Source organism: Pseudoalteromonas sp. Of11M-6 (genome assembly GCF_022347905.1).
In the GTDB taxonomy this organism is placed as follows: Bacteria; Pseudomonadota; Gammaproteobacteria; order Enterobacterales; family Alteromonadaceae; genus Pseudoalteromonas.
Genome location: NZ_JAKRFW010000043.1, coordinates 21,073 through 40,755, shown reverse-complemented (window position 1 = coordinate 40,755; position 19,683 = coordinate 21,073). Strand labels below are relative to the sequence as shown.

Annotated in this window: 22 protein-coding genes; 7 read left to right on the top strand and 15 right to left on the bottom strand. The window is 42.6% G+C overall.

Annotated features, from left to right (window positions below; translation table 11 throughout):
* Positions 1-41 precede the first annotated feature (41 nt).
* A complete protein-coding gene (locus MHN32_RS18275) occupies positions 42-287 on the bottom strand; it encodes a hypothetical protein (RefSeq protein WP_010605025.1) in 246 nt (81 codons plus the stop codon).
* A gap of 173 nt (positions 288-460) precedes the next feature.
* Between MHN32_RS18275 and MHN32_RS18270 the strand changes: the two genes are divergently transcribed.
* Positions 461-1,021 (top strand): TIGR00645 family protein, encoded by a 561-nt coding sequence (locus tag MHN32_RS18270; RefSeq protein WP_010605024.1) that lies wholly within the window; start codon positions 461-463, stop codon positions 1,019-1,021.
* A gap of 120 nt (positions 1,022-1,141) precedes the next feature.
* Here the strand turns inward: MHN32_RS18270 and MHN32_RS18265 are convergent, their stop codons facing one another.
* Genes MHN32_RS18265 through MHN32_RS18255 form a run of 3 tightly spaced genes read right to left on the bottom strand, consistent with a single transcriptional unit; the run spans position 1,142 to position 3,596 of the window.
* Positions 1,142-2,395, bottom strand: a complete 1,254-nt coding sequence (locus MHN32_RS18265; protein ID WP_239422472.1) for a hypothetical protein — start codon at positions 2,393-2,395, stop codon at positions 1,142-1,144.
* Positions 2,392-3,225: an ABC transporter ATP-binding protein gene (locus MHN32_RS18260; protein ID WP_239422471.1), complete on the bottom strand. Its 834-nt coding sequence runs from the start codon at positions 3,223-3,225 to the stop codon at positions 2,392-2,394. The genes MHN32_RS18265 and MHN32_RS18260 overlap by 4 nt, the downstream gene beginning before the upstream one ends.
* On the bottom strand, positions 3,225-3,596 hold the full coding sequence (locus MHN32_RS18255) for a GntR family transcriptional regulator (protein WP_010605021.1): 372 nt from the start codon (positions 3,594-3,596) through the stop codon (positions 3,225-3,227). Before MHN32_RS18255 ends, MHN32_RS18260 begins: the two co-directional genes overlap by 1 nt.
* A gap of 89 nt (positions 3,597-3,685) precedes the next feature.
* Between MHN32_RS18255 and MHN32_RS18250 the strand changes: the two genes are divergently transcribed.
* The 4 genes from MHN32_RS18250 (at position 3,686) to ttcA (ending at position 8,098) form a co-directional block, all read left to right on the top strand.
* Positions 3,686-5,170: an alpha/beta fold hydrolase gene (locus MHN32_RS18250; RefSeq protein ID WP_239422470.1), complete on the top strand. Its 1,485-nt coding sequence runs from the start codon at positions 3,686-3,688 to the stop codon at positions 5,168-5,170.
* A 3-nt stretch (positions 5,171-5,173) separates the two neighbouring features.
* Positions 5,174-5,908, top strand: a complete 735-nt coding sequence (locus MHN32_RS18245; protein WP_095729531.1) for an ATP-binding cassette domain-containing protein — start codon at positions 5,174-5,176, stop codon at positions 5,906-5,908.
* On the top strand, positions 5,905-7,041 hold the full coding sequence (locus MHN32_RS18240; protein ID WP_010605018.1) for an ABC transporter permease: 1,137 nt from the start codon (positions 5,905-5,907) through the stop codon (positions 7,039-7,041). Before MHN32_RS18245 ends, MHN32_RS18240 begins: the two co-directional genes overlap by 4 nt.
* 163 nt (positions 7,042-7,204) lie before the next feature.
* The gene (gene ttcA / locus MHN32_RS18235; protein ID WP_010373971.1) at positions 7,205-8,098 is read left to right on the top strand and encodes a tRNA 2-thiocytidine(32) synthetase TtcA; all 894 of its coding nucleotides are present in this window, start codon (positions 7,205-7,207) and stop codon (positions 8,096-8,098) included.
* Positions 8,099-8,273: 175 nt separating this feature from the next.
* Here ttcA and uspE read toward each other — a convergent pair whose 3' ends face one another.
* From uspE to ccoN, 10 genes are all read right to left on the bottom strand, one after another.
* On the bottom strand, positions 8,274-9,197 hold the full coding sequence (uspE, locus tag MHN32_RS18230; RefSeq protein WP_010605017.1) for a universal stress protein UspE: 924 nt from the start codon (positions 9,195-9,197) through the stop codon (positions 8,274-8,276).
* A gap of 117 nt (positions 9,198-9,314) precedes the next feature.
* The gene (locus tag MHN32_RS18225; protein ID WP_010373979.1) at positions 9,315-10,049 is read right to left on the bottom strand and encodes an FNR family transcription factor; all 735 of its coding nucleotides are present in this window, start codon (positions 10,047-10,049) and stop codon (positions 9,315-9,317) included.
* A 184-nt stretch (positions 10,050-10,233) separates the two neighbouring features.
* A complete protein-coding gene (locus tag MHN32_RS18220) occupies positions 10,234-10,905 on the bottom strand; it encodes a sulfite exporter TauE/SafE family protein (protein ID WP_227387055.1) in 672 nt (223 codons plus the stop codon).
* A gap of 1 nt (position 10,906) precedes the next feature.
* On the bottom strand, positions 10,907-11,107 hold the full coding sequence (gene ccoS, locus MHN32_RS18215; RefSeq protein ID WP_239422469.1) for a cbb3-type cytochrome oxidase assembly protein CcoS: 201 nt from the start codon (positions 11,105-11,107) through the stop codon (positions 10,907-10,909).
* On the bottom strand, positions 11,104-13,479 hold the full coding sequence (locus MHN32_RS18210; protein WP_239422468.1) for a heavy metal translocating P-type ATPase: 2,376 nt from the start codon (positions 13,477-13,479) through the stop codon (positions 11,104-11,106). The genes ccoS and MHN32_RS18210 overlap by 4 nt, the downstream gene beginning before the upstream one ends.
* 6 nt (positions 13,480-13,485) lie before the next feature.
* The gene (locus MHN32_RS18205; RefSeq protein WP_010605013.1) at positions 13,486-13,977 is read right to left on the bottom strand and encodes a FixH family protein; all 492 of its coding nucleotides are present in this window, start codon (positions 13,975-13,977) and stop codon (positions 13,486-13,488) included.
* Between the two features lie 118 nt (positions 13,978-14,095).
* Complete coding sequence (gene ccoP, locus MHN32_RS18200; protein ID WP_102056969.1) at positions 14,096-15,061, bottom strand: cytochrome-c oxidase, cbb3-type subunit III; 966 nt, start codon at positions 15,059-15,061, stop codon at positions 14,096-14,098.
* The gene (locus tag MHN32_RS18195; RefSeq protein ID WP_010373992.1) at positions 15,058-15,243 is read right to left on the bottom strand and encodes a cbb3-type cytochrome c oxidase subunit 3; all 186 of its coding nucleotides are present in this window, start codon (positions 15,241-15,243) and stop codon (positions 15,058-15,060) included. Before MHN32_RS18195 ends, ccoP begins: the two co-directional genes overlap by 4 nt.
* Positions 15,244-15,248: 5 nt before the next feature.
* Positions 15,249-15,923 carry a cytochrome-c oxidase, cbb3-type subunit II gene (ccoO, locus tag MHN32_RS18190; protein ID WP_010373994.1) on the bottom strand — a complete coding sequence of 225 codons (675 nt, stop codon included), beginning with the start codon at positions 15,921-15,923 and terminating at the stop codon, positions 15,249-15,251.
* Between the two features lie 12 nt (positions 15,924-15,935).
* Positions 15,936-17,369, bottom strand: coding sequence for a cytochrome-c oxidase, cbb3-type subunit I (gene ccoN, locus MHN32_RS18185; RefSeq protein ID WP_010373997.1), 1,434 nt, complete (start codon positions 17,367-17,369; stop codon positions 15,936-15,938).
* Between the two features lie 306 nt (positions 17,370-17,675).
* Between ccoN and MHN32_RS18180 the strand changes: the two genes are divergently transcribed.
* A complete protein-coding gene (locus MHN32_RS18180) occupies positions 17,676-18,110 on the top strand; it encodes a hypothetical protein (RefSeq protein WP_010373998.1) in 435 nt (144 codons plus the stop codon).
* Entirely contained in the window at positions 18,107-18,583 is a 477-nt protein-coding gene (locus MHN32_RS18175; RefSeq protein ID WP_010605010.1) for a hypothetical protein, read from the top strand. The genes MHN32_RS18180 and MHN32_RS18175 overlap by 4 nt, the downstream gene beginning before the upstream one ends.
* Positions 18,584-18,613: 30 nt before the next feature.
* Here the strand turns inward: MHN32_RS18175 and MHN32_RS18170 are convergent, their stop codons facing one another.
* The gene (locus tag MHN32_RS18170; RefSeq protein WP_010605009.1) at positions 18,614-19,606 is read right to left on the bottom strand and encodes a helix-turn-helix domain-containing protein; all 993 of its coding nucleotides are present in this window, start codon (positions 19,604-19,606) and stop codon (positions 18,614-18,616) included.
* Positions 19,607-19,683: the final 77 nt, after the last annotated feature.

Sequence of the window (19,683 nt, the reverse complement as noted above, 5' to 3'; positions counted from 1 at the left end):
TTTGAAGGGTGAAATAACTCATTTACTTAAAACAAATGGTGTTATTTAATGTTTACGTCTTTGACTTTTTGATAGCCAGTTGCTTCTAGCTCGTCGTTAACGCAATTCAAAACATATTTTTTCATCTCAGATGCTTGTACATCATCATCTTTTGCCCAATCAAGGCACATTTGAGTTAACTCTTGAACCAAATCTGCAGGCGCGACTGGTAACTCTTCATCCGCTTGTACTTGTACACAAGCAAAAAGAGATAGAGCGATGATTAATGATGAAACTAAGGTTTTCATTCGTGTTACCTGTTAGTTGAAAGAACAAGCATGTTTTAAAGCAAAATTTAAAATAAGGAAAACGAATTAATTTTCTCCTTAAGAGCAGAAAATTGATTCAAATTTACATTAATAAATGGTGAGAAATACAAGCGTTGATGCTACATTCAAAGGTTAAGTAAAACTAACTAAACATGGTGAAAATCAAAAACATGGAGCAAGAAACTAAGTCTGCGAATGAGCAATTTAATCGTTATGAATATCTCTTAGAAAGAACCTTATTTAAAGGAAGATGGCTGTTAGCGCCTTTCTTTGTTGGCCTACTGCTCGCGATTGTGTTGTTGTTACTTAAGTTCTTTAAACAGCTTTATGTGATGACCATCAGTGCGCTTACGGCGACAAACCAAGAGTTACTCATTGGTATCTTAACATTGGTTGATACGGCTTTACTGGCCGGGTTGTTGATCATTATTATTTTTAGTGGCTACGAGAATTTCGTTTCTAAGCTCAATGTTGAGCCCCAAGAAGATAAGCCGACTTGGATGGGAAAGGTTGGCTTCTCGGGCCTTAAAATCAAATTGATCAGTGCCATCGTAGCAATATCTGCGGTAGAACTACTCAAAGTCTTTATCCATTCTCAAGACTTAACCAGTGAGCAGCTTGCTTGGAAAGTAGGCATACATATTACTTTCGTGATCTCTGGGGTGTTGTTTTCGGTTACCGACTTTATTAATAGTCGAACCCACTCCCATTAAATATAGCGGATAAAAAGAGTGATAATCGACTTATGCTCACTATCACTCTTTTATTCTTATTAGCACAGTCTTTGGTTCGTGCTACGCCTATATGAGCAACATCTCGGATCCGAGCACGTCTTAGTCAAACTTTCTATTACTGTAAAGGAGCAATGAAGTGGCTACCACAACATAGCCCAATAACAGATATAGAGTGGCAACTGAGTGTTCGTGATTTAACAGGTAAGATTTAAACGCACTATGTAAAATGATTACGAACATGCACGAAAGTGACAATGTAAGGGCGCTCGTTATGATGCTCCCTAGCGCAACGCAAAGAATAAATCCTGCAACCGAGCCGATAAATATTATAAGGTAGAAAACCACAGTCTCAAATGTGGTAAGGAAGCTGCAAACCAGCAATACTGTAAGTTGAAACAAAGATAAGCAAAAGCCAAGCTTAACTGCTGCGACGTGATAGGCCTGTTTAATTGATTTTAGGCTTGAATAGACAGGTAATAGATAGAGCTGGTCCCATGTCATTTTTGTTTGTAGTTTGGACCAACAGACAAAAATAGCGACCATCAAAACAAGCATATCGGTAAAGCCAGTGATAAATTGAATTGTGACACCAAAAAAGCCGACTGCCACAATGGCTAAAAGCCCTGAGAGAAAAAATATTTGACAAGTTTGTATCAACAGGTTGCCTGAAAAATAGCTCATCGGCATAAAAAATTGCCTAAACCGCTGAGTGAGGAAATCAGGGGTAAAGGTATTACTCGGGAGCCAGCCAGTCTGTATATTATTTATGTAGGTTTGATATGCCAAATGATGCCATTGACAGTTATTATTTCGTGTAACCAGCAGATAAACTGCCACTAATATGAAGGGAATGGCGAGGAGTGCTAAAACTTGTGGAGTATCACCAAAAAACATAGCGAGCATGAGTACGAGCATGAAAACGTAGCTATTATGTTTGAAATAAAAGCTATTTCGAATACATAATAAAAAGAAACTACCACCAAAACTTGTTGCAAACAACATGGCATAAGCAACTTCTGGCGCGGGGCGGTTGAAAAGAGCGAGTGCATTGAACATGTAGCCAACGACTAGTATTACAAGTCCTTGTAAGTATACGTGCCGTTTAATTGCAGGGAATAGTAATGCGCTTTCCTGTGCTTGTAATTTCACTAACTGCCAGCAAAAAGCCATCCATAAGGCGCTGATAGCAAAGACCAAGCTAAATGTTTGTATGTTTTGCTCTTCTATTAAGGTTAATAATGGTGTAGCAATAGAAGCTAAGATCCCCGGAATGAAAAAATTTGCAGAGCCACACTCTCGTAACCAAAAGCCGGAAAACCCTGTCCACCAATTGCGCCGAGTTAACGTGCTCATGTGTGTAGCTCCACAAAAAGTTGTTCAAGGTTGCTATGGCTTTGCTGTAGGTCCGTTGGCCAATTTGAGCCGTCTTGAGCTTGGTAAATACTAAAACGTTCAGATTGGTGAAGCAGCTCTGCTGATGGAAGGTTGTTTGTAAGGTGATGCGGAACAAGTCTAATCTGTTCCTTCAGTGTATCTAGTTCGCCAGTAACCAATACCTTACCATCTTTAATAATAGCAATATGACTCGCGACGCGCTCAACGTCAGATGTAATATGCGAGGAGAAAAGTACACCAGAGCCGGACTCAAGCGCTAGCTCAAATAAGTCCGACATAAATTCTCGGCGTGCGATGGGGTCGAGATTTGAAACAGGCTCGTCAAGGATCAGTAACTTAGGTCGATACGACATCGCCATTATCAGCGCTAAGCTTTGTTGCTGACCAACTGAAAGGTTACTTACTAGCTTGTTTTCGTCTAACTCGAAGCGAGAAAGCCACTCTTGTTCTAGCGTGTTATCCCAATTTTGATAAAAGCTGCGGTGCAGTGCGAGGGCGTCTTTGACTTTAAAACCTTGATAACCACAGGGTTGCTGTGGCACATAGCCAATTTGGCTCTTGCATGTAGGACTCAGCTCTAGATTGCTGCTGTTGAGGCAGCTAACTTCACCACTATTTTGTTCGATTAGTCCAAGTGCAATTCGCAGTAGCGTAGTTTTACCTGCACCGTTTCGTCCCAGTAGACCCATAACCATACCAGGTTCAATAGTAAGGTTTATGTTTTCAAGAACAGACTTGTCGGAAAATTGTTTATGGATTTTGGTGAATTGTAGTAGTGGGCTTGTCATTATTCTTGTCCCCAGTTTTTATCTATCAATGATATCAACTCAACCTTGGTGATCCCAAGTTGTTTCGCATCATTAATTAAAATATCTAGGTTTTTGTTGAGCAGACTATCGGTCTGCTGTGTGGTTGGCTGTTGTGCTACTCGTGTCGGCTGACCGCGTCTTCGTTCAAGCCAACCTTGATCGACAAGTTGCCCGATTGCTCGAGAGACAGTCATCGGATTTACCGAGAAATGTTCAGCTAGCTTTCTTACAGAAGGTAGCTCTTCTCCGGCTTGTGCTTTACCTGACACAATTAAACGCACTACCTGATCAAATAGCTGCTTATAAATCGGCTCTGCGCTGTTGGGGTTGACATGAATAAGATCTAGCATTACTCTAATTCTACTGTATTAATACAATAATACACTGATACACTCACTTAAAGTTAGCATACTGACCGTGAGTCAACAAGGAAATAACTATGAAAAAGCCATTTAAGTTTAAGAAAAGCTTAGTAAAGCTAGCGCTGCTTCCTTTCGTTTTAGGAACTGTGCTGCCATTACAAGCAGCAGCATCAACAGCAGAATTATCCGCTTGCTATGCAAAGGGGCTCGATGATAGAGCACAATGCGGCAAAATCTCACAACCATTAAGTGAAACCAAAACAGAACAAAAAATTGATATTCACTTTATGGTTATTCCTGCAATAAAACAGCTTTACCCACAAGAAGCGATTATTGCGTTTGCAGGGGGACCTGGACAATCAGCCACCGAAATCGCAGCAAATTTTGAAAGGATCCTTAAATACGCTAGAGAAAGTAGAGACATCATACTTGTTGACCAACGGGGAACCGGAAAATCCAATCTATTGCAATGTGATATGGATAACCTTGAACAACAATTTGCGCTAAATGATACCTTGCTGGGTCTCGATTTTTACAAAGAAGATGCCCTAAAGTGCAAAGAAAAACTAGACACAGATCTTTCCGATTACACAACTGTTGCGGCAGCAAAAGATTTTGACGCGGTAAGAACCGCACTCGGTTATAGCAAGTTACACTTATACGGTGGCTCATATGGAACACGCATCGCACTTGAGTATATGAGACAGTTCCCTGATAGTGTTGCATCGGCCGTGTTAGATGGTCTTGCACCCAATAACCAAAGTTTAATGGCGATTGGTGGCGCGATAGAAGAGTCATTGAACGCCCTATTTGCACAATGTGAAGCCGATAAAAAGTGTGCAAATAATTATCCTAATCTAAAGCAGCAATGGCAAAGCTTGCTGGAGCAAGTTGGGCAAACGCCGATAGAGGTTTCTGTGCTTCACCCTAGAACCAGTAAACCGCTCGCAATGACGATGACCAAAATGAAGCTATTTAGCGCGATTAGGATGGCGCTTTACTCTCATACCTCCCGAGCATTGGTGCCGCTTGCGATTAGTGAAGCGACTAAAGGTAACCTTGCTCCTCTAGTTGGCATGATGGCACCAAGTGAAGACGGCCTTGGATTGGCCATGGGGATGCATCAGGCAATTGTATGTGGAGAAGATTGGCCACGATTAACGGCTGCGGACAAAGCGAAATATGGTGAAAACTATATGGGTAAGATGATGATTACAGGATTGGATGCGACGTGCCCAATTTGGAATGTGAGTCCGGTGTCGAGTAGTTACTATGAACCCGTTGCGTCCGATATTCCAACCTTACTACTTTCTGGCGGATTGGACCCAGCAACGCCTGCTCAGTGGGCCGAAGTTGCGATGGAAAAACTAAACAATGCCACACACTTAGTTGCACCAACGGCAACGCATATTGTCGCAGGGCAAAGCTGTGCTAATAAGCTTATTGCTAAGTTTTACGATGAAAAGACAGTGGGAGACTTTGATACCAGTTGTCTTGAAGAAGACACACGCAAACAATTCTTTATGAACATCAATGGCCCTGCAACAGCTGATAAGGAGTAACTCATGATCCAAGTAGATAACTTACATAAAAAGATTGGTGAAGTGAACGCGCTAGACGGGCTGTCATTTACCGCTCGTGATGGTCAAATTACGGGACTATTGGGACCCAACGGAGCTGGTAAAACGACTTGCTTACGGACCGTATTTGGCCTGCTTCAAGCTGATCAAGGTATGGCGTCTATCGATAGTATTGATGTTGCCAAAGAGCCAACCAGGGCAAAACAACAATTAGGATTGTTCCCAGACCCATGTGGGCTCTACGAGCGCATGACGCCGCGTGAATATACCCAATTTTACGCTGAACTAAGTGGCATGGACGCAAAATCGGCCGCTACAGCGACGCAAGAAGTATTAGAAAAGCTACAAATGTTGGATATCGCGGATAGACGCTGTAAAGGCTTTTCACAAGGCCAAAGAATGAAAACGGCGTTGGCACAGGCAATTGTGCATAAACCAACGAATATTGTACTTGATGAGCCAACACGTGGTTTAGATGTAATGAGTACCAGAGTGTTACGGGATTTGTTGATGATGCTTAAGGCGCAAGGTCACTGTGTCTTATTTTCTAGCCACGTGATGCAAGAAGTTGCAGCACTTTGTGATCATGTGGTGGTCATGGCGAAAGGCAAAGTGGTCGCGGAAGGTTCTCCAGAGGCCCTATGTGAACAAACAGGTAAAGCGTCGCTTGAGGAAGCTTTCATTACCCTGATAGGTACAGATGAAGGAATTGCAGCATGATGAAATTAATCTCAGTTTTATTTAAAAAAGAAGTGTTAGACGCAAGCCGCGACAAACGTTCAGTGATGGCTGGCCTTTACTATTGCATCGGTGCACCTATTCTAATGTGTGTATTGTTTACCGTCATGTTTAAGCAAATGGCTTCGCCTGAAGCACTCAAAATCACCATTAATAACGCAGAGAATGCGCCAAACTTAGTGCAATTTTTAGCGAGTAAAGAAATTGAACATGGTGAAGGCGAAGAAGTTAAAGCCATTACCTTGGAGATCAGCGAAGATTACCAAGAAAATATGATGCAAGGTAAGAGTGCGACGGTATTTATCATTGCTGATAAATCGGAGCAAAAGTTACGTTCATCAATTAACCGGCTAGAGCGTAACCTCATGTTATACAACAGCGAAGTCGCTTCATTGCGATTAGTCGCGCGTGGTATCGATCCGACTATTGCACGTGCGATTGATGTCCAAACTCATGACCAAGCGACACCGACCTCTAAAGGAGGCTTCGTATTAGGTATTGCAACATTATCTATTATTATTTCGCTATTTTATGCGGCGATGGGTATGGCAATTGACAGTAGTGCAGGGGAGCGTGAACGTAACTCATTACAGCTATTACTTAGCCACCCGATCAGTACCATGCATATTGTGTTAGCTAAAGTGGGGGCAATCGCAGGTTTTTCTATCATTGCTTTAGTGTTAACCACCATAGTATCTAAGTTTGCTTATAATATGGTGCCATGGGAAATGATGGGCTTTACAGTGGTCATTGGTCCTAAATTTATTATTTCAGCAATTATAATTGGCCTGCCTATTGCGTTAATGTCTGCCAGTTTATTGATATTTATCTCTTTCCTAGCTAAATCATTTAAAGAAGCGCAATCTTATGTGGCGATGGCGCTGTTCATTCCGGTAATGATGAGCATGGCAACGACCTATGATATTGCTACCGACATTATGCAGTGGATGCCGATCGCAGCGCAGCAAAATGCAATGATTGAAATCATTAAAGGCAATGCGATACCAGTACCACAACTATTATTGTCGAGCGCGGTCACACTGGGGTTGTTTGCTATTTTCACCTACCTAAGCAGTCGTATGCTAAAAAGTGAAAAGGTAGTGTTCGGCCTTTAATTTATTTGTTCCCAACTATGGCGCCCAAAGCGGCGCCATTTTTGTATTTTACCTCATCTTAATTTCACGTATAATCGGCGCCCCATAATTGATGTAGTAATGTACTAGCGCGATAACGCGCACAGTACGCAGTTGAGTAAGTATGAATACGGCACCTAACACCATGACAGAGCAAGATAATCGCAAAGAAGTTTTAGAGTTTAATAAGCTGCAAAAGCGTCTGCGCCGTAATGTCGGCAACGCCATCAAAGATTACAATATGATCGAAGAAGGCGATGTGGTGATGGCTTGTATCAGCGGTGGTAAGGATTCATTCGCTATGCTGGATATTTTACTTAGCCTAAAAAAAGCGGCACCAATTCACTTTGATGTGGTCGCGGTCAATCTGGATCAAAAGCAGCCTGGGTTCCCAGAGCATATTTTGCCTGAGTACTTCGAAACGTTAGACATTCCTTATTATATCATTGATAAAGATACCTACTCAGTCGTAAAAGAAAAAGTACCAGAGGGCAAAACGACTTGTGGCCTTTGTTCACGCTTGCGCCGTGGTACTTTGTATTCATTTGCTGAAAAGATTGGCGCGACAAAAATTGCACTGGGTCATCACTTAGATGATATTGTTGAAACGCTGTTTTTAAACATGTTCTACGGCGCGAGAATGAAAGCGATGCCACCCAAACTACGTTCTGATGATGGTCGTAATGTGGTGATCCGCCCACTCACTTATGCACGAGAAAAAGATCTTATTCAATACGCTGAACACAAAGATTTTCCTATTATTCCGTGCAACCTATGTGGTTCGCAAGAAAACTTGCAACGTCAAAATATTAAATCTATGTTGGTTGAGTGGGACAAGAAGACGCCAGGTCGAGTAGAGAATATTTTCAAATCAATTCAGAATGTTAGTCCAAGCCAACTGGCTGACACTGAACTCTTTGATTTCGAAAGTTTGCCTCTAGATAGAGACGGTGAGCGAGAAGCTTATGATTTTAACGAAGCAGTGGTTTCCTCGACAAACATTGATGAATCATTGTTCATTGATGTAACCAATATTTAATTCTCAATAGTGATTTACCCAGGCTAGCCTAAATAGTCTTATACTTCTTAACTATTTTACTTTTTGGCTTGCACAGCTCAAGTAAACGGAATGTGTGGCTGTGTATTTGCCGCACATTCCAATCTAAACTTGGGATCACCTCTTTTTCTAGCAGCTGTTATCCCGAGTCTACGCCTTAGTCTTCTAATGGGGATTTATAGCCATCAGGCTTTAGTGCTAAGACATCACAATCTAAGCTATCAATCACATGTTCAGCAGTATTGCCAACCAGCGCTGCACTCAGTCCAGTGCGACCGACAGTGCCAATGACCACTAACTCAGCATCTTTTTCTTTAGCAACGTAGGGAATAACGTCCTCTGGTAGCCCTTCTTTGATGATGCAATCGCTTTTATCTATTGAATAAGTTTCTGCAAGTGCAAACGTTTCGTCTTCATGGTGTTTTTTCACGGCTTCATTGTATTGCGATGGGTTAAACTCGGGAATTTCAATGGCAATATTAACAGGCGTTGCTGGATAGGTGTTTACCAGGCTCAATTTGGCATTGGCTAATTCACATAAAAACTGAGCATCCGTAATGATACGTTTATTAAGTTCTTGATGTTGCTCGTTATCGCTGACAGAGTTTACCGCTGCAATAATGTTGCCTTGATCTGGCCAAGCGTGATCTTTAACCAGTAATAGAGGTGCAGGGCATTTGCGAATTAAATGCCAATCGGTTGGGGTGAAGATCACTGATTTCAGGGTGTCGTGTTGATGCGTAGATTTAATGACCAAATCATAATCATGCGCAAGCACGGTTTTGATGATCGCTTCGTAGGGGCGATTGTGCCACAACACTTTAGTTTGGATACTCACATCAGAAAAGTCCTTAACCATATCGGCAAGCCATGCTTCTCTGTCTTTGATCACCGCTTCACGCATTGCTTCACGCTCGTCTTTAGACAACATCGTGGTCATTTCATAGGAGAAGTCATAAATAGACATAAATGCAGTGATGGCTGCACCGGTACGCTTGGCAAGATTGATAGAGCGTTCTAAGCTATTTTGGCGCTCTTTAGTTGGATCAATTACGGTGAGTATACTTTTGATTTTATCCACGACTATCTCCTTAAAACGGTATACAAATAAGGTCAGAAGCTTTTCACCTCTGACCTTATTGAGTGTAACCGATCCTATCTAAGGATAAAGTCTTAACGATAAATAGTTTGTTCTAAATCAAGATGCAATCGCGGCTGTTTCAGCTAGGGCTGCAGCATCAATAATGGTGATGAACTTGCCTTCGACCTTTATTGTTCCAGCTTTTTGGAAACGGCTGAGTAAACGACTAATGGTTTCTACAGTAAGACCCAAGTAGTTACCAATTTCACCGCGCGTCATCGTAAAGCGGAATTCTTTACGAGAAAAACCACGCTCGCCAAAGCGATTTGAAAGGTTATAGATAAAAGTTGCTAAGCGTTCTTCAGCAGTCTTTTTATTCAGTAATAACAACATTTCTTGGTCGTAATTGATTTCACTGCTCATTAATCGCATGATCTGTTGGCGCAGTTTTGGCAGCTTACCAGCTAACTCATCAAGGGTGTCAAAAGGGATTTCGCATACCATAGAGGTTTCTAAAGCTTGTGCGAAGCTTTGGTGCTGCATTTTATTAATGGCATCAAAACCCACAAGATCGCCCGCAAGGTGAAATCCTGTGATCTGCTCATCACCTTGTTCAGACAGTGTGTAGCTTTTAAATGAGCCGGAACGAACGGCAAAGATAGCATTTAATGGCGCACCTGACTCGAAAAGAAAATCTCCTTTATGAAGCGGCTTTTTACGTTCAATGATCTCATCTAGCTTGTCCATTTCACTGCCATTGAGCGAAAATGGGAGACAAAGTTGACTGATACTGCAATTATTGCAGCTGATTGTGCATTGGCTCTTTGAGCGGTTTTGATTACTTAAGTCCATAAAATTTCCATAAGTCTATGACGCACGTGAAGGCAACCTAGTACAAAGCATAACGGCTTTGGTACTACAGATCGCCACAAACTCATATGACACGCAAAAGAAAATTTGGTTATCAATTGGAGCTCCTAATCTCAAAGCGCTAACCAATAATCTTAAATGATGAGTTTGCTTAGATAAGGATAGGTTAATGTACTAACTTATCAGTTGCAATAATAATTAAATAAACACCATACCAAATCAATAAATTACCCATAATAATACGTGTAACTAAATGATTTATAAACTTTTGTAGCAGCTGAGCCGATTGCCCTATTACAATCAGTGCAGGCATTGTGCCGACACCAAAGGCGAGCATAATGAGTGCGCCTTCAGTTGCTGATCTCGCTTGTAATGTCCATGTTAAGGCCGAATAAACTAGGCCACAGGGTAGCCACCCCCATAAGGCGCCGTAGCAAAACGCTTTGGTTTTTGTATTGACCGGGACTAAGTAGCGATTGAGCTTAACAATATGTTGCCAAATTAAGCTTTTAGCAAACGACTCTAGCCATTTTAAGGTACTGGCTAAGCGCATTACGTAGATAGCGACAAGCACCATAAAAATACCACTCATCAATTGTAATATAATGGCGAGAGATGTGTTTTGCTTGGCGAGACTTGCCCCGAGTAGGGCAACAAGGCTGCCAGCAAGCGCATAGCTGGAGATACGTCCGATATTATACAACAGGGTAACAACCACCGCAGAAAGTTGCTTGCTCGCCAGTTGTAGCGAGCTGGCAATACCGCCACACATCACCAAGCAGTGGCCACTTCCCGCAAGCCCCATCACAAATGCACTCAGCAAGCTTATCTCATTCATGCTATTTGTCGTTATTACTCATGTCATTTGATGGTTTTACGGACTTATCACCCGTTTGCGCTTTATCATCATCGAATAAGATGCTGTGGCCCTGTTTATTCAAATCTGAAAATTGTTCGCTTTTTACTGCCCAAAAGAAAATACCAATAGCAATAATGACGAATAAAATGGCGATAGGTATTAATACGTAGATGATACTCATAGCTTTAATAATCTTAATGAATTACCGATCACGATGATCGAGCTGGCTGACATGCCAATAACTGCTATCCAAGGTGGAATGAGGCCAAGTGCAGCGAGTGGCAAAATGGAGCCGTTATACAAAAGTGATATGGTTAAGTTTTGCTTTACTATTCTGCGCGTTTGTTTCGCTACTTGCTGAAGGGCTAGAATGGCATTCAAATCGCTATTTAACAACACTACATCAGCGGTATTTTTTGAGATATCAGCGCCGGTATCCATCGCAACTGACAAGTGAGCGCTATTGAATACTGGGCTATCGTTGATGCCATCACCTACCATAGCGACAATCTCGCCTTGTTTGGACCAAGCCTCAACGGCTTGTTGCTTAATCTCTGGTGTGCAAGCGCTTTGGTAGCTATCTAATGCTAACTGCTGCGATAACTCTTTACCTGCATTGGAGCTATCCCCAGTTAGCATATGGCATGTAAGGCCCGCTTGTTGTAACTGTTCAACAACTGTTTCTGCATTGCTTTTTACTTTGTCATTGAAGTAAAAGTCAGCGACTGCGTTGTTATCAATGAACAAGGTTGCTTGAGCAAATGACGCGTGGTTATCAAACCAATGGCTTTTCCCAAGGGCAATAGTGATTCCTTGCCAGTGACCACGGATACCTGAACCAGCCACAACTTCAACATCTTGGACTAGGTTTTCGGTTGGGGTGATATGTGCAAATGCGCGAGCGATAGGGTGCTCAGAAAACCGCTCTAACGCTGCTGCAAAATCCAAGACTTGTTGCTCGTTATAGTCAGTTTGTAGCAATTCGATATGTTTGATTGAGAAACGGCCTTCGGTCAGTGTGCCTGTTTTGTCAAAGGCAACATGCGTTAATTTGGTTGCCGTTTCTAATACATGGGCCTCTTTAATCAAGATCCCTTTCTTTGTAAGTGACGCCACGGCGCAAGTCAGCGCGGTGGGTATAGCTAGGCTCAATGCACAAGGACAGGTTGCTACTAGCACCGAAATCGTGACCCAAAAAGCCTTATCTGGTGAAATGGGATACCAGCCGATGGCGGTAATTGAGGCAAAAACTAATAGGCAGGCAACAAACCACTGCGCGACTTTATCGGTGATTTCCACCAACTTAGGGCGTTTGGTAAGTGCGTTATGTTGCAGTCGAATAATTTGGTTGAGCAGGGTATTTTGCCCAATTTTATTGATCTCTAACGTAATTATACCGTCGTGATTCACGGTTCCAGCATACACTTGATGGCCTTGATATTTCTTAACTGGCAAATGTTCGCCTGTCATCATCGACTCATCAACTGTGGTATGGCCTTTGATCACTAAGCCATCCGCAGGGATAGTTTCTCCAGCCTTAACTAATATCAGATCGTTCAGTTTTAGCTTTTTGGCGGCAATATGTTGCTCATTGTTATTCTCATCAACCTTTCTGGCGGTCAATGGCAGCAGCTTTTGCAGGTTTGCAGTAAACTCACTGGCTTTTAATCTGGCCCTGAACTCAAGGTATTTACCTAACAACAGCAAGAAGGTAAACATACAGATGGATTCAAAATAGACTTCGCCGACTTCCATAAAAGTCGCGTAAGTACTGGCGCCGTAAGCTCCGAATATAGCAAGTGAAACAGGGAGATCCATATTCAGTTGTTTAGCTTTCAGCCCTTTAACCGCATTCGTTAAAAATGGCATCGCTGAATACAGAATAACAGGAGAGGCAAGCACGAGACTTATCCAACGAAAGTACTGTTCAAAATTCTCTTCCATGCCTGAAAACATGCCAAAGTACATGGCAAATGCAAACATCATCACTTGCATAGTCATGAGGCCAGCAACGCCTAAACGACGGATGTATGCTTTCGCTACGGCTTGTTTCTGTGCAGCTTCTTCATCGGCTTGAAATGGGTAGGCCTTATAGCCGATTTCCATCAAAGATTTAATGATATCGCTAAGCTTAACGTGTTTATCTTGCCATACAATCATGGCGCGGTGAGTGGAGGTGTTAACATCAACACGAACGATACCACCGAGCGCCAGCAGTTGCTTTTCGATAAGCCAAGCACAAGCGGCGCAGCTTATTCCTTCAACACTGAGCAGTACCTCTTTATGTTCTCCGCTAATTTCGACGAAGTCCTCTTGGATCTCGTCGTTATCATAGCTGAGTAGCATTTTGAGTTGTTCAGGTACAAGCTCTTCAACTTTACCTGCACTTTCTGTGCGGTAAGTATAGTAGTCACTCATACCTTGAGAAATAATGGTTTCGGCAACGGCCTGGCAGCCAATACAGCAAACCGGTTGTGCGCTACCCTCAAAGGTAACCGAGCCTACAAACCCTTTAGGAATAGGCTCCAAACAATGAAAACACGAATTTGCCATGGCAGCTTACTTATACTGTGGAGTGACCGCGATAATACCATCATGTGGCAGTTGGATTTTTTCTTTCATTTTCCAACTGTTGTCCATAGGCTCAATAAATACCGTGAATACACCGCTATGTGGTTCATCAAATAAGCCAGTAAACTCGCCGCTGGCGTTTTTAGTCAGCGTGACTGCAAAATCGTATTTCTCAATAGTGCGGTGGTAAAACGAAAGCTTTAATGCATGAACTTTAGAAGCGTCGCCCTTGGTAAATTTAAAGGTGACTTTTTGCTCTGCTACTTGCAGGTCACCATGTAAATAGAGCGCTTTTGCTTTATCAAACTTACTCAGCTCTAGATTGATTGCTTTACCTTTTTTGTAGTAGTCATCAACGACCATATCAGGACCATTACCGACTGCAAACGTGATGAGAAAAACACAGGCAACGACAGTAACGAGTGGGAAAAAAATTAAAAACCAAGGCCAAAAATTCTTATACCAAGGGGTAGGGTTCATAGTTGCTCACATGGCTATAAAACTTGCTCGTATTCTATCGTAAGTTGCGGTAAATACCTAAAAAAAAGCCTCCAAATGGAGGCTTTTTTGATCTCAAATAATGTTCTAAAAGCTAAGCTTATTGGTCTTGTGACAAGCTATAAACATACGCTGTTAGAAGGTGTACTTTATCTTCACCTAAGATATCTTTCCATGCTGGCATAACACCCGCACGACCGTGGCGAAGTGTGTCTTCAACTGCGCGTTGAGAACCACCGTATAGCCAGATATTATCGGTTAAGTTTGGTGCACCGAACGGCAGGTTATGTGCAACAGAACCTTTACCATCCATACCATGACAAGCTGCACACATTGCAAACTTAGCTTTACCTGCTTCAGCATCTTTTTGGTTAACAGTACGTCCAGAAAGGCTTAGTACATAAGCAGTCATTTCTTTTACGCCTTGATCACCAAGTGCATCTTGCCAAGCTGGCATCGCTGCAACACGACCGTTAAGCAGTGTTTCTTTGATCTTGTCAGGCGTGCCACCATATAACCAGTCTTTATCAGTTAGGTTAGGGAAGCCTGCGCCACCACGAGCATCAGAGCCATGACACTGAGCACAGTTTTGCGAGAATAAACGTTGACCGATTTCAAGTGCTTCTTCATTCTTTGCAAGCGCAAGTACGTCTTGCTTTGCAAATTCTTGGAAGATAGGGCCAAAACGGTCTTGTGCTGCTTCAACTTCTTTATCAAGTTGTACCCACTGGCCATTTTCATGTGCTTCAGCGACTGCTTTCTTAGACTCTGCCAAGGTAGTAATACCTTGGTTAGAGCTCGTCCAGTTTAAGAAACCTTTAAAGTTACCAAGACCTGGGTAAGCAGCAAGATAATATACTGACCAAACAAAAGTCGCGAAGAACATGTAAGTCCACCACTTTGGTAGTGGATTATTTAATTCCTCAATTCCGTCGAACTCGTGACCACAGCTTTCGCCTTCTTTGACACCTGTGTAGTTTTTCAGGTTCCAAATTAGCAGGCCGAAAATCAGAGCTAGACACGCTAGGGTTAGTACAATAACCCAAATACTCCAAAAGCTAGTCATTTTTCAGACTCCTTTTCCTCGTTAGAGATAGTGTTGTTATGTTTTTTCTCATCTTCAAAAATGGCATTAGCAGCGTCGTCGAAACGGCGCTTAGAGCGCTTGCTATATGCCCACACAACAATCACTATAAACAGTACCAAAATTACCAGAGTCAAAATGCCTCTGTATGTGCCGTAATCCATAACAATTACTTCAAATGTGTGCCAAGTTGTTGTAAGTAAGCGATAAGTGCTTGCATTTCTGTCGCACCTTCACCACCGTTCATCGCGTGGATTTCATCCACTTGCGCTTGTAGTTCAGCATCATCACCGTAGCCTTTGCCATTGTAGCGGTCTGACGACTTATCAATACCAAATGCATCACGGAACACTTGTAATTTTTTCAGAGTATAAGTGGTATCTACTTTAGTGCTATCAAGCCAAGGGTAGCCTGGCATGTTTGACTCAGGTACCACCGAGCGAGGATCCATTAAGTGCGCATAGTGCCAGTCGTCAGAATAACGCTGACCAACACGTGCCAAATCTGGACCTGTACGTTTAGAGCCCCACTGGAATGGGTGATCCCATACTGACTCACCGGCTACAGAGTAGTGACCGTAGCGCTCAACTTCATCACGGAATGGACGAACCATCTGTGAGTGACAGTTGTAACAACCTTCACGTACGAAGATGTCACGACCTTCCATTTCAAGCGCGGTAAGCGGGCGTAAGCCTTCTACTGGCTGAGTGGTATCTTTTTGGAACATTAGTGGAGTAATTTCAACTAGTGCACCGAAGCTAATCGCGAATACCGTTAGGATAGCCATCAGGCCAACGTTCTTTTCAACGATTTCGTGTTTGTTTGTTGAGTTATTGTTGCTCATACTCAATACCCCTTAAGCCACTTGCGGGTTTGCATCAGTGGCAAGTTGACCACTTTTTGCAGTAACCGTACGGAATACGTTGTAAGCCATTACCAGCATACCAACTACGATGAATACACCGCCTAGGAATCGCATGATATAGAAAGGCTTAGAAGCTTCTAGTGACTGAACAAAGCTGTACATTAATGTACCGTCAGCATTTACTGCGCGCCACATTAGGCCTTGCATAACACCAGAGATCCACATTGCAACGATATAAAGCACAACACCAACAGTGTGTAGCCAGAAATGCGTGTTAACTAGCTTGATGCTGTACATGTTACCGTGACCAAATAGGGCAGGGATTAGGTGGTAAATTGCACCGATAGAAATCATCGCAACCCAACCTAGTGCACCAGAGTGTACGTGACCTACTGTCCAGTCTGTGTAATGTGAAAGCGCATTTACAGACTTAATAGCCATCATTGGGCCTTCGAACGTAGACATACCGTAAAACGATAGAGACACAACTAAGAAACGCAGTACTGGGTCAGTACGTAGTTTGTGCCAAGCGCCAGACAGCGTCATGATACCGTTGATCATACCGCCCCAAGAAGGAACGAATAGGATAACTGACATCACCATACCTAGAGACTGTGTCCAGTCAGGTAGTGCTGTGTAGTGAAGGTGGTGAGGACCTGCCCAAATATATAGAGAAACAAGTGCCCAGAAGTGAACAACCGATAGACGGTAAGAGTAAACTGGACGACCTGCTTGTTTTGGTACGAAGTAGTACATCATACCTAAGAAACCAGCGGTAAGTAGGAAGCCTACTGCGTTGTGACCATACCACCACTGAACCATCGCATCTACAGCACCTGCGTAGATTGAATAAGATTTAGTAAGTGATACAGGAATAGCCATACTGTTTACAATGTGAAGCACTGCAACAGTGATAATGAAACCAGCGTAGAACCAGTTTGCTACATAGATGTGTGACACTTTACGCTTGATAAGAGTACCAAAGAATACTACAGCATAAGTAACCCATACTACCGCGATTGCGATATCAATCGGCCACTCTAGTTCAGCGTATTCTTTTGAAGAAGTAATACCTAGAGGAAGCGTGATAGCCGCAGATACGATGATGGCTTGCCAACCCCAGAAGGTAAATGCGGCAAGTTTGTCAGAGAACAGGCGCGTTTGACACGTGCGCTGAACAACATAGTAAGAGGTTGCAAATAGTGCACTTGTACCAAATGCAAAGATTACTGCGTTCGTGTGTAACGGACGAAGTCTAGAGTAAGTTAACCATGGAATGTCGAAGTTTAACGCAGGCCACGCAAGTTGCGCTGCGATAAATACACCTACACCCATGCCAACAATGCCCCAAATCACTGTCATGATAGCGAATTGGCGTACAACTTTATAATTGTACTCAGTTTGTGATGCTACTGTTTGGCTCATTTTCTGGATTCCGCTGCAATTTATTGCGATTAGAAATGAATTACCTGAATTACAGGCCCTAGTTATATTTCTTCAAGCCCGTCATGTTTTAACTCAAAAGATGAGTGAAAACCTAACCAGCCCGAGAAACCTTTATTTTTGCGAGGAAATGATAATTTTTTTGCTTATGAAAAGATACCTAAAACGCCTAAAATTATGACATCAATCAAGTTTTCACGCGCTTTTTGTTCGCTTCTTAAGCAACCTAGCATTTGCCCTGAAACTTGCGTACACTGCGCAGGATTCAGAAGTGACGGTAAATCCCTCATGATTGCAAAGCAATTAACAATCGGGTTGCTAGGTGTTTTCCTCGTGGCCTGTTCAGACCCGACTATTATTATACATGAAAGTTCAGAAAAAAGTGAAAGTTCAGTAACAAGAAATGTCTGTAATTTTTCAACGCCCTGTGATTTAACTCCACAAGTGCAGATTTATCTAGGCTCAAAGCAGGTTCAACCTGAAACAGAATTTACCATTGGGCTAAAAAGTGCGACTAAAGTAGAGGTCGTTTCGGCATGGCTTGAGGGAGAAAATATGAACATGGGGAGAATTCCCGTGTTCTTTGACAAAAACACACTGATAGCAAAAACCATGGTCGGTGTTTGCACGGATAAATCTATGCGTTGGATTTTACGTTTGGCGCTAACCGTTAACGGCCAGTCTGTTACTACCAGTCATCCAATAGCTGTAAACTACCAATGAATAAATCTGTTTTTATCGAATATCTCAAGTTTGCACTTGAACAAAAGCTGATTGAAGCCACTGAAGCGGCAAACAGTGCACGTGCTGATGCTACCCATGAACAAAGTGCTGCCGAAACACAATATGACTCGTTGAGTATCGAATATGGGTATTTGGCAGAAGGACAAAGTGAGCGCGTTGATGCCATGCATTTGGCAAAACAAACAATATTGAATCAGTTGGCTCTAGCTGTAAGCAATACAATTGCACATAACGCACTAGTTGAAATTGAAGACGAGCAGGGCAACTGTCATTGGTTCTATTTTGCGCCTTGCGAAGGCGGGCTAAAAATCCAATATAAAGAAACACCAGTGTTGGTGTTAACGTTTGATGCGCCTCTTGGCAAGCGGCTAAAGGGGTTAACGGTAGACGAAGATATTTCGTTTTTCTTCAACGGCCAACAGCAAACGTTAACCGTGATGCAAATACTGTAGAGTAGTTTACTCTCGTTTTGCTACGAGTTGCTACGAGAACAATTTCTTTCTTACTATTGCCCGGTATGTGCTTGGTGACTTTCCCATTAATTGCCTAAATACTCTACTTAATTGCCCTTGTGAATTAAATCCAGAAGCAAGGGCAATATCTTGAATGGAGAGGTTACTGCTCGCGAGTAGCTCTTTACACATTTCTATACGCACCTGTTGCAAGTAGGCAACGGCGGTTTGTCCTGTTGCTTGTTTAAAGCGGCGGTTGAAGGTGCGATAACTCAAATCAAATTGCGCCGCGACAGCGGGTAAAGAGATTTCCGATGCGGCGTTATTTTTCAGCCAAAATAGAATTGCGGCAATTTGCTCGTCAGCATGACGGTCCACAGCCCCTTCTAAATAGCGCTGTTCTTCGTATGGTTTACGAATTTCATGAGAAAAGTTTTGCTGCACATGGTGTGCGGCATCTATCCCGTACAGTAGTTCAATAATATGTACAATAACATCAGCCAGCGCATTTAAGCTGGCTACAGTGTAGATCCGCTCTGATTGAGTGATAAAGTAATCCGGTTTTAATTCAACATTGGGGTATAGCTGAGAAAATTGTTTGGCAAAATGCCAGTGGGTCGTTGCTGAATGCCCGTCAAGCAGGCCTGAACTTGCTAAAAAGCAAACACCTGTACCAACACCTATCAGTGTGCTTCCTGCTCCCCATGCATCCGCAAGTGACTCACTCAGCGCTTGGTTTTGTCTTACAATAGGTCTTGGATTTCGCCATATACTTGGCACAATAATGTAGTCATATAAAGGCAATGAGCTAAAGTCACTTTGTGCCTCAAGTGTCAGGTAATTATCGGCGTTGACCGCCTCGCCTTGGCTACTGCAAAGGAGAACTTCTAAAGGAACATAAGCCTCTTTTAGATGTACTTTAGCAAAGGCTTGTCCGGCTTTGAGCATTTCCAGCGGTAAGGTGACACTGGTAACGAGCATATGCTTGTAAAGCACAATGGCGACCTTAGTATAGGATTTCATCTGCTCCGACCTCTTAATTTTGGCGAAAAATGATTTATATGTGGCGTATTTTGTAAAAACTTAAATTCGAATGCAAT

Coding starts and splice junctions, on each gene's coding strand:
- ccoO (WP_010373994.1), bottom strand. CDS start 15,923: ATGAGCAACAATAACTCAACAAACAAACACGAAATCGTTGAAAAGAAC.
- MHN32_RS18265 (WP_239422472.1), bottom strand. CDS start 2,395: ATGAGCACGTTAACTCGGCGCAATTGGTGGACAGGGTTTTCCGGCTTT.
- MHN32_RS18260 (WP_239422471.1), bottom strand. CDS start 3,225: ATGACAAGCCCACTACTACAATTCACCAAAATCCATAAACAATTTTCC.
- MHN32_RS18180 (WP_010373998.1), top strand. CDS start 17,676: ATGATTGCAAAGCAATTAACAATCGGGTTGCTAGGTGTTTTCCTCGTG.
- MHN32_RS18195 (WP_010373992.1), bottom strand. CDS start 15,243: ATGGATTACGGCACATACAGAGGCATTTTGACTCTGGTAATTTTGGTA.
- MHN32_RS18245 (WP_095729531.1), top strand. CDS start 5,174: ATGATCCAAGTAGATAACTTACATAAAAAGATTGGTGAAGTGAACGCG.
- MHN32_RS18255 (WP_010605021.1), bottom strand. CDS start 3,596: ATGCTAGATCTTATTCATGTCAACCCCAACAGCGCAGAGCCGATTTAT.
- MHN32_RS18205 (WP_010605013.1), bottom strand. CDS start 13,977: ATGAACCCTACCCCTTGGTATAAGAATTTTTGGCCTTGGTTTTTAATT.
- MHN32_RS18220 (WP_227387055.1), bottom strand. CDS start 10,905: ATGAATGAGATAAGCTTGCTGAGTGCATTTGTGATGGGGCTTGCGGGA.
- MHN32_RS18270 (WP_010605024.1), top strand. CDS start 461: ATGGTGAAAATCAAAAACATGGAGCAAGAAACTAAGTCTGCGAATGAG.
- MHN32_RS18210 (WP_239422468.1), bottom strand. CDS start 13,479: ATGGCAAATTCGTGTTTTCATTGTTTGGAGCCTATTCCTAAAGGGTTT.
- ttcA (WP_010373971.1), top strand. CDS start 7,205: ATGACAGAGCAAGATAATCGCAAAGAAGTTTTAGAGTTTAATAAGCTG.
- MHN32_RS18175 (WP_010605010.1), top strand. CDS start 18,107: ATGAATAAATCTGTTTTTATCGAATATCTCAAGTTTGCACTTGAACAA.
- MHN32_RS18275 (WP_010605025.1), bottom strand. CDS start 287: ATGAAAACCTTAGTTTCATCATTAATCATCGCTCTATCTCTTTTTGCT.
- MHN32_RS18225 (WP_010373979.1), bottom strand. CDS start 10,049: ATGGACTTAAGTAATCAAAACCGCTCAAAGAGCCAATGCACAATCAGC.
- ccoP (WP_102056969.1), bottom strand. CDS start 15,061: ATGACTAGCTTTTGGAGTATTTGGGTTATTGTACTAACCCTAGCGTGT.
- ccoS (WP_239422469.1), bottom strand. CDS start 11,107: ATGAGTATCATCTACGTATTAATACCTATCGCCATTTTATTCGTCATT.
- MHN32_RS18240 (WP_010605018.1), top strand. CDS start 5,905: ATGATGAAATTAATCTCAGTTTTATTTAAAAAAGAAGTGTTAGACGCA.
- MHN32_RS18170 (WP_010605009.1), bottom strand. CDS start 19,606: ATGAAATCCTATACTAAGGTCGCCATTGTGCTTTACAAGCATATGCTC.
- MHN32_RS18250 (WP_239422470.1), top strand. CDS start 3,686: ATGAAAAAGCCATTTAAGTTTAAGAAAAGCTTAGTAAAGCTAGCGCTG.
- ccoN (WP_010373997.1), bottom strand. CDS start 17,369: ATGAGCCAAACAGTAGCATCACAAACTGAGTACAATTATAAAGTTGTA.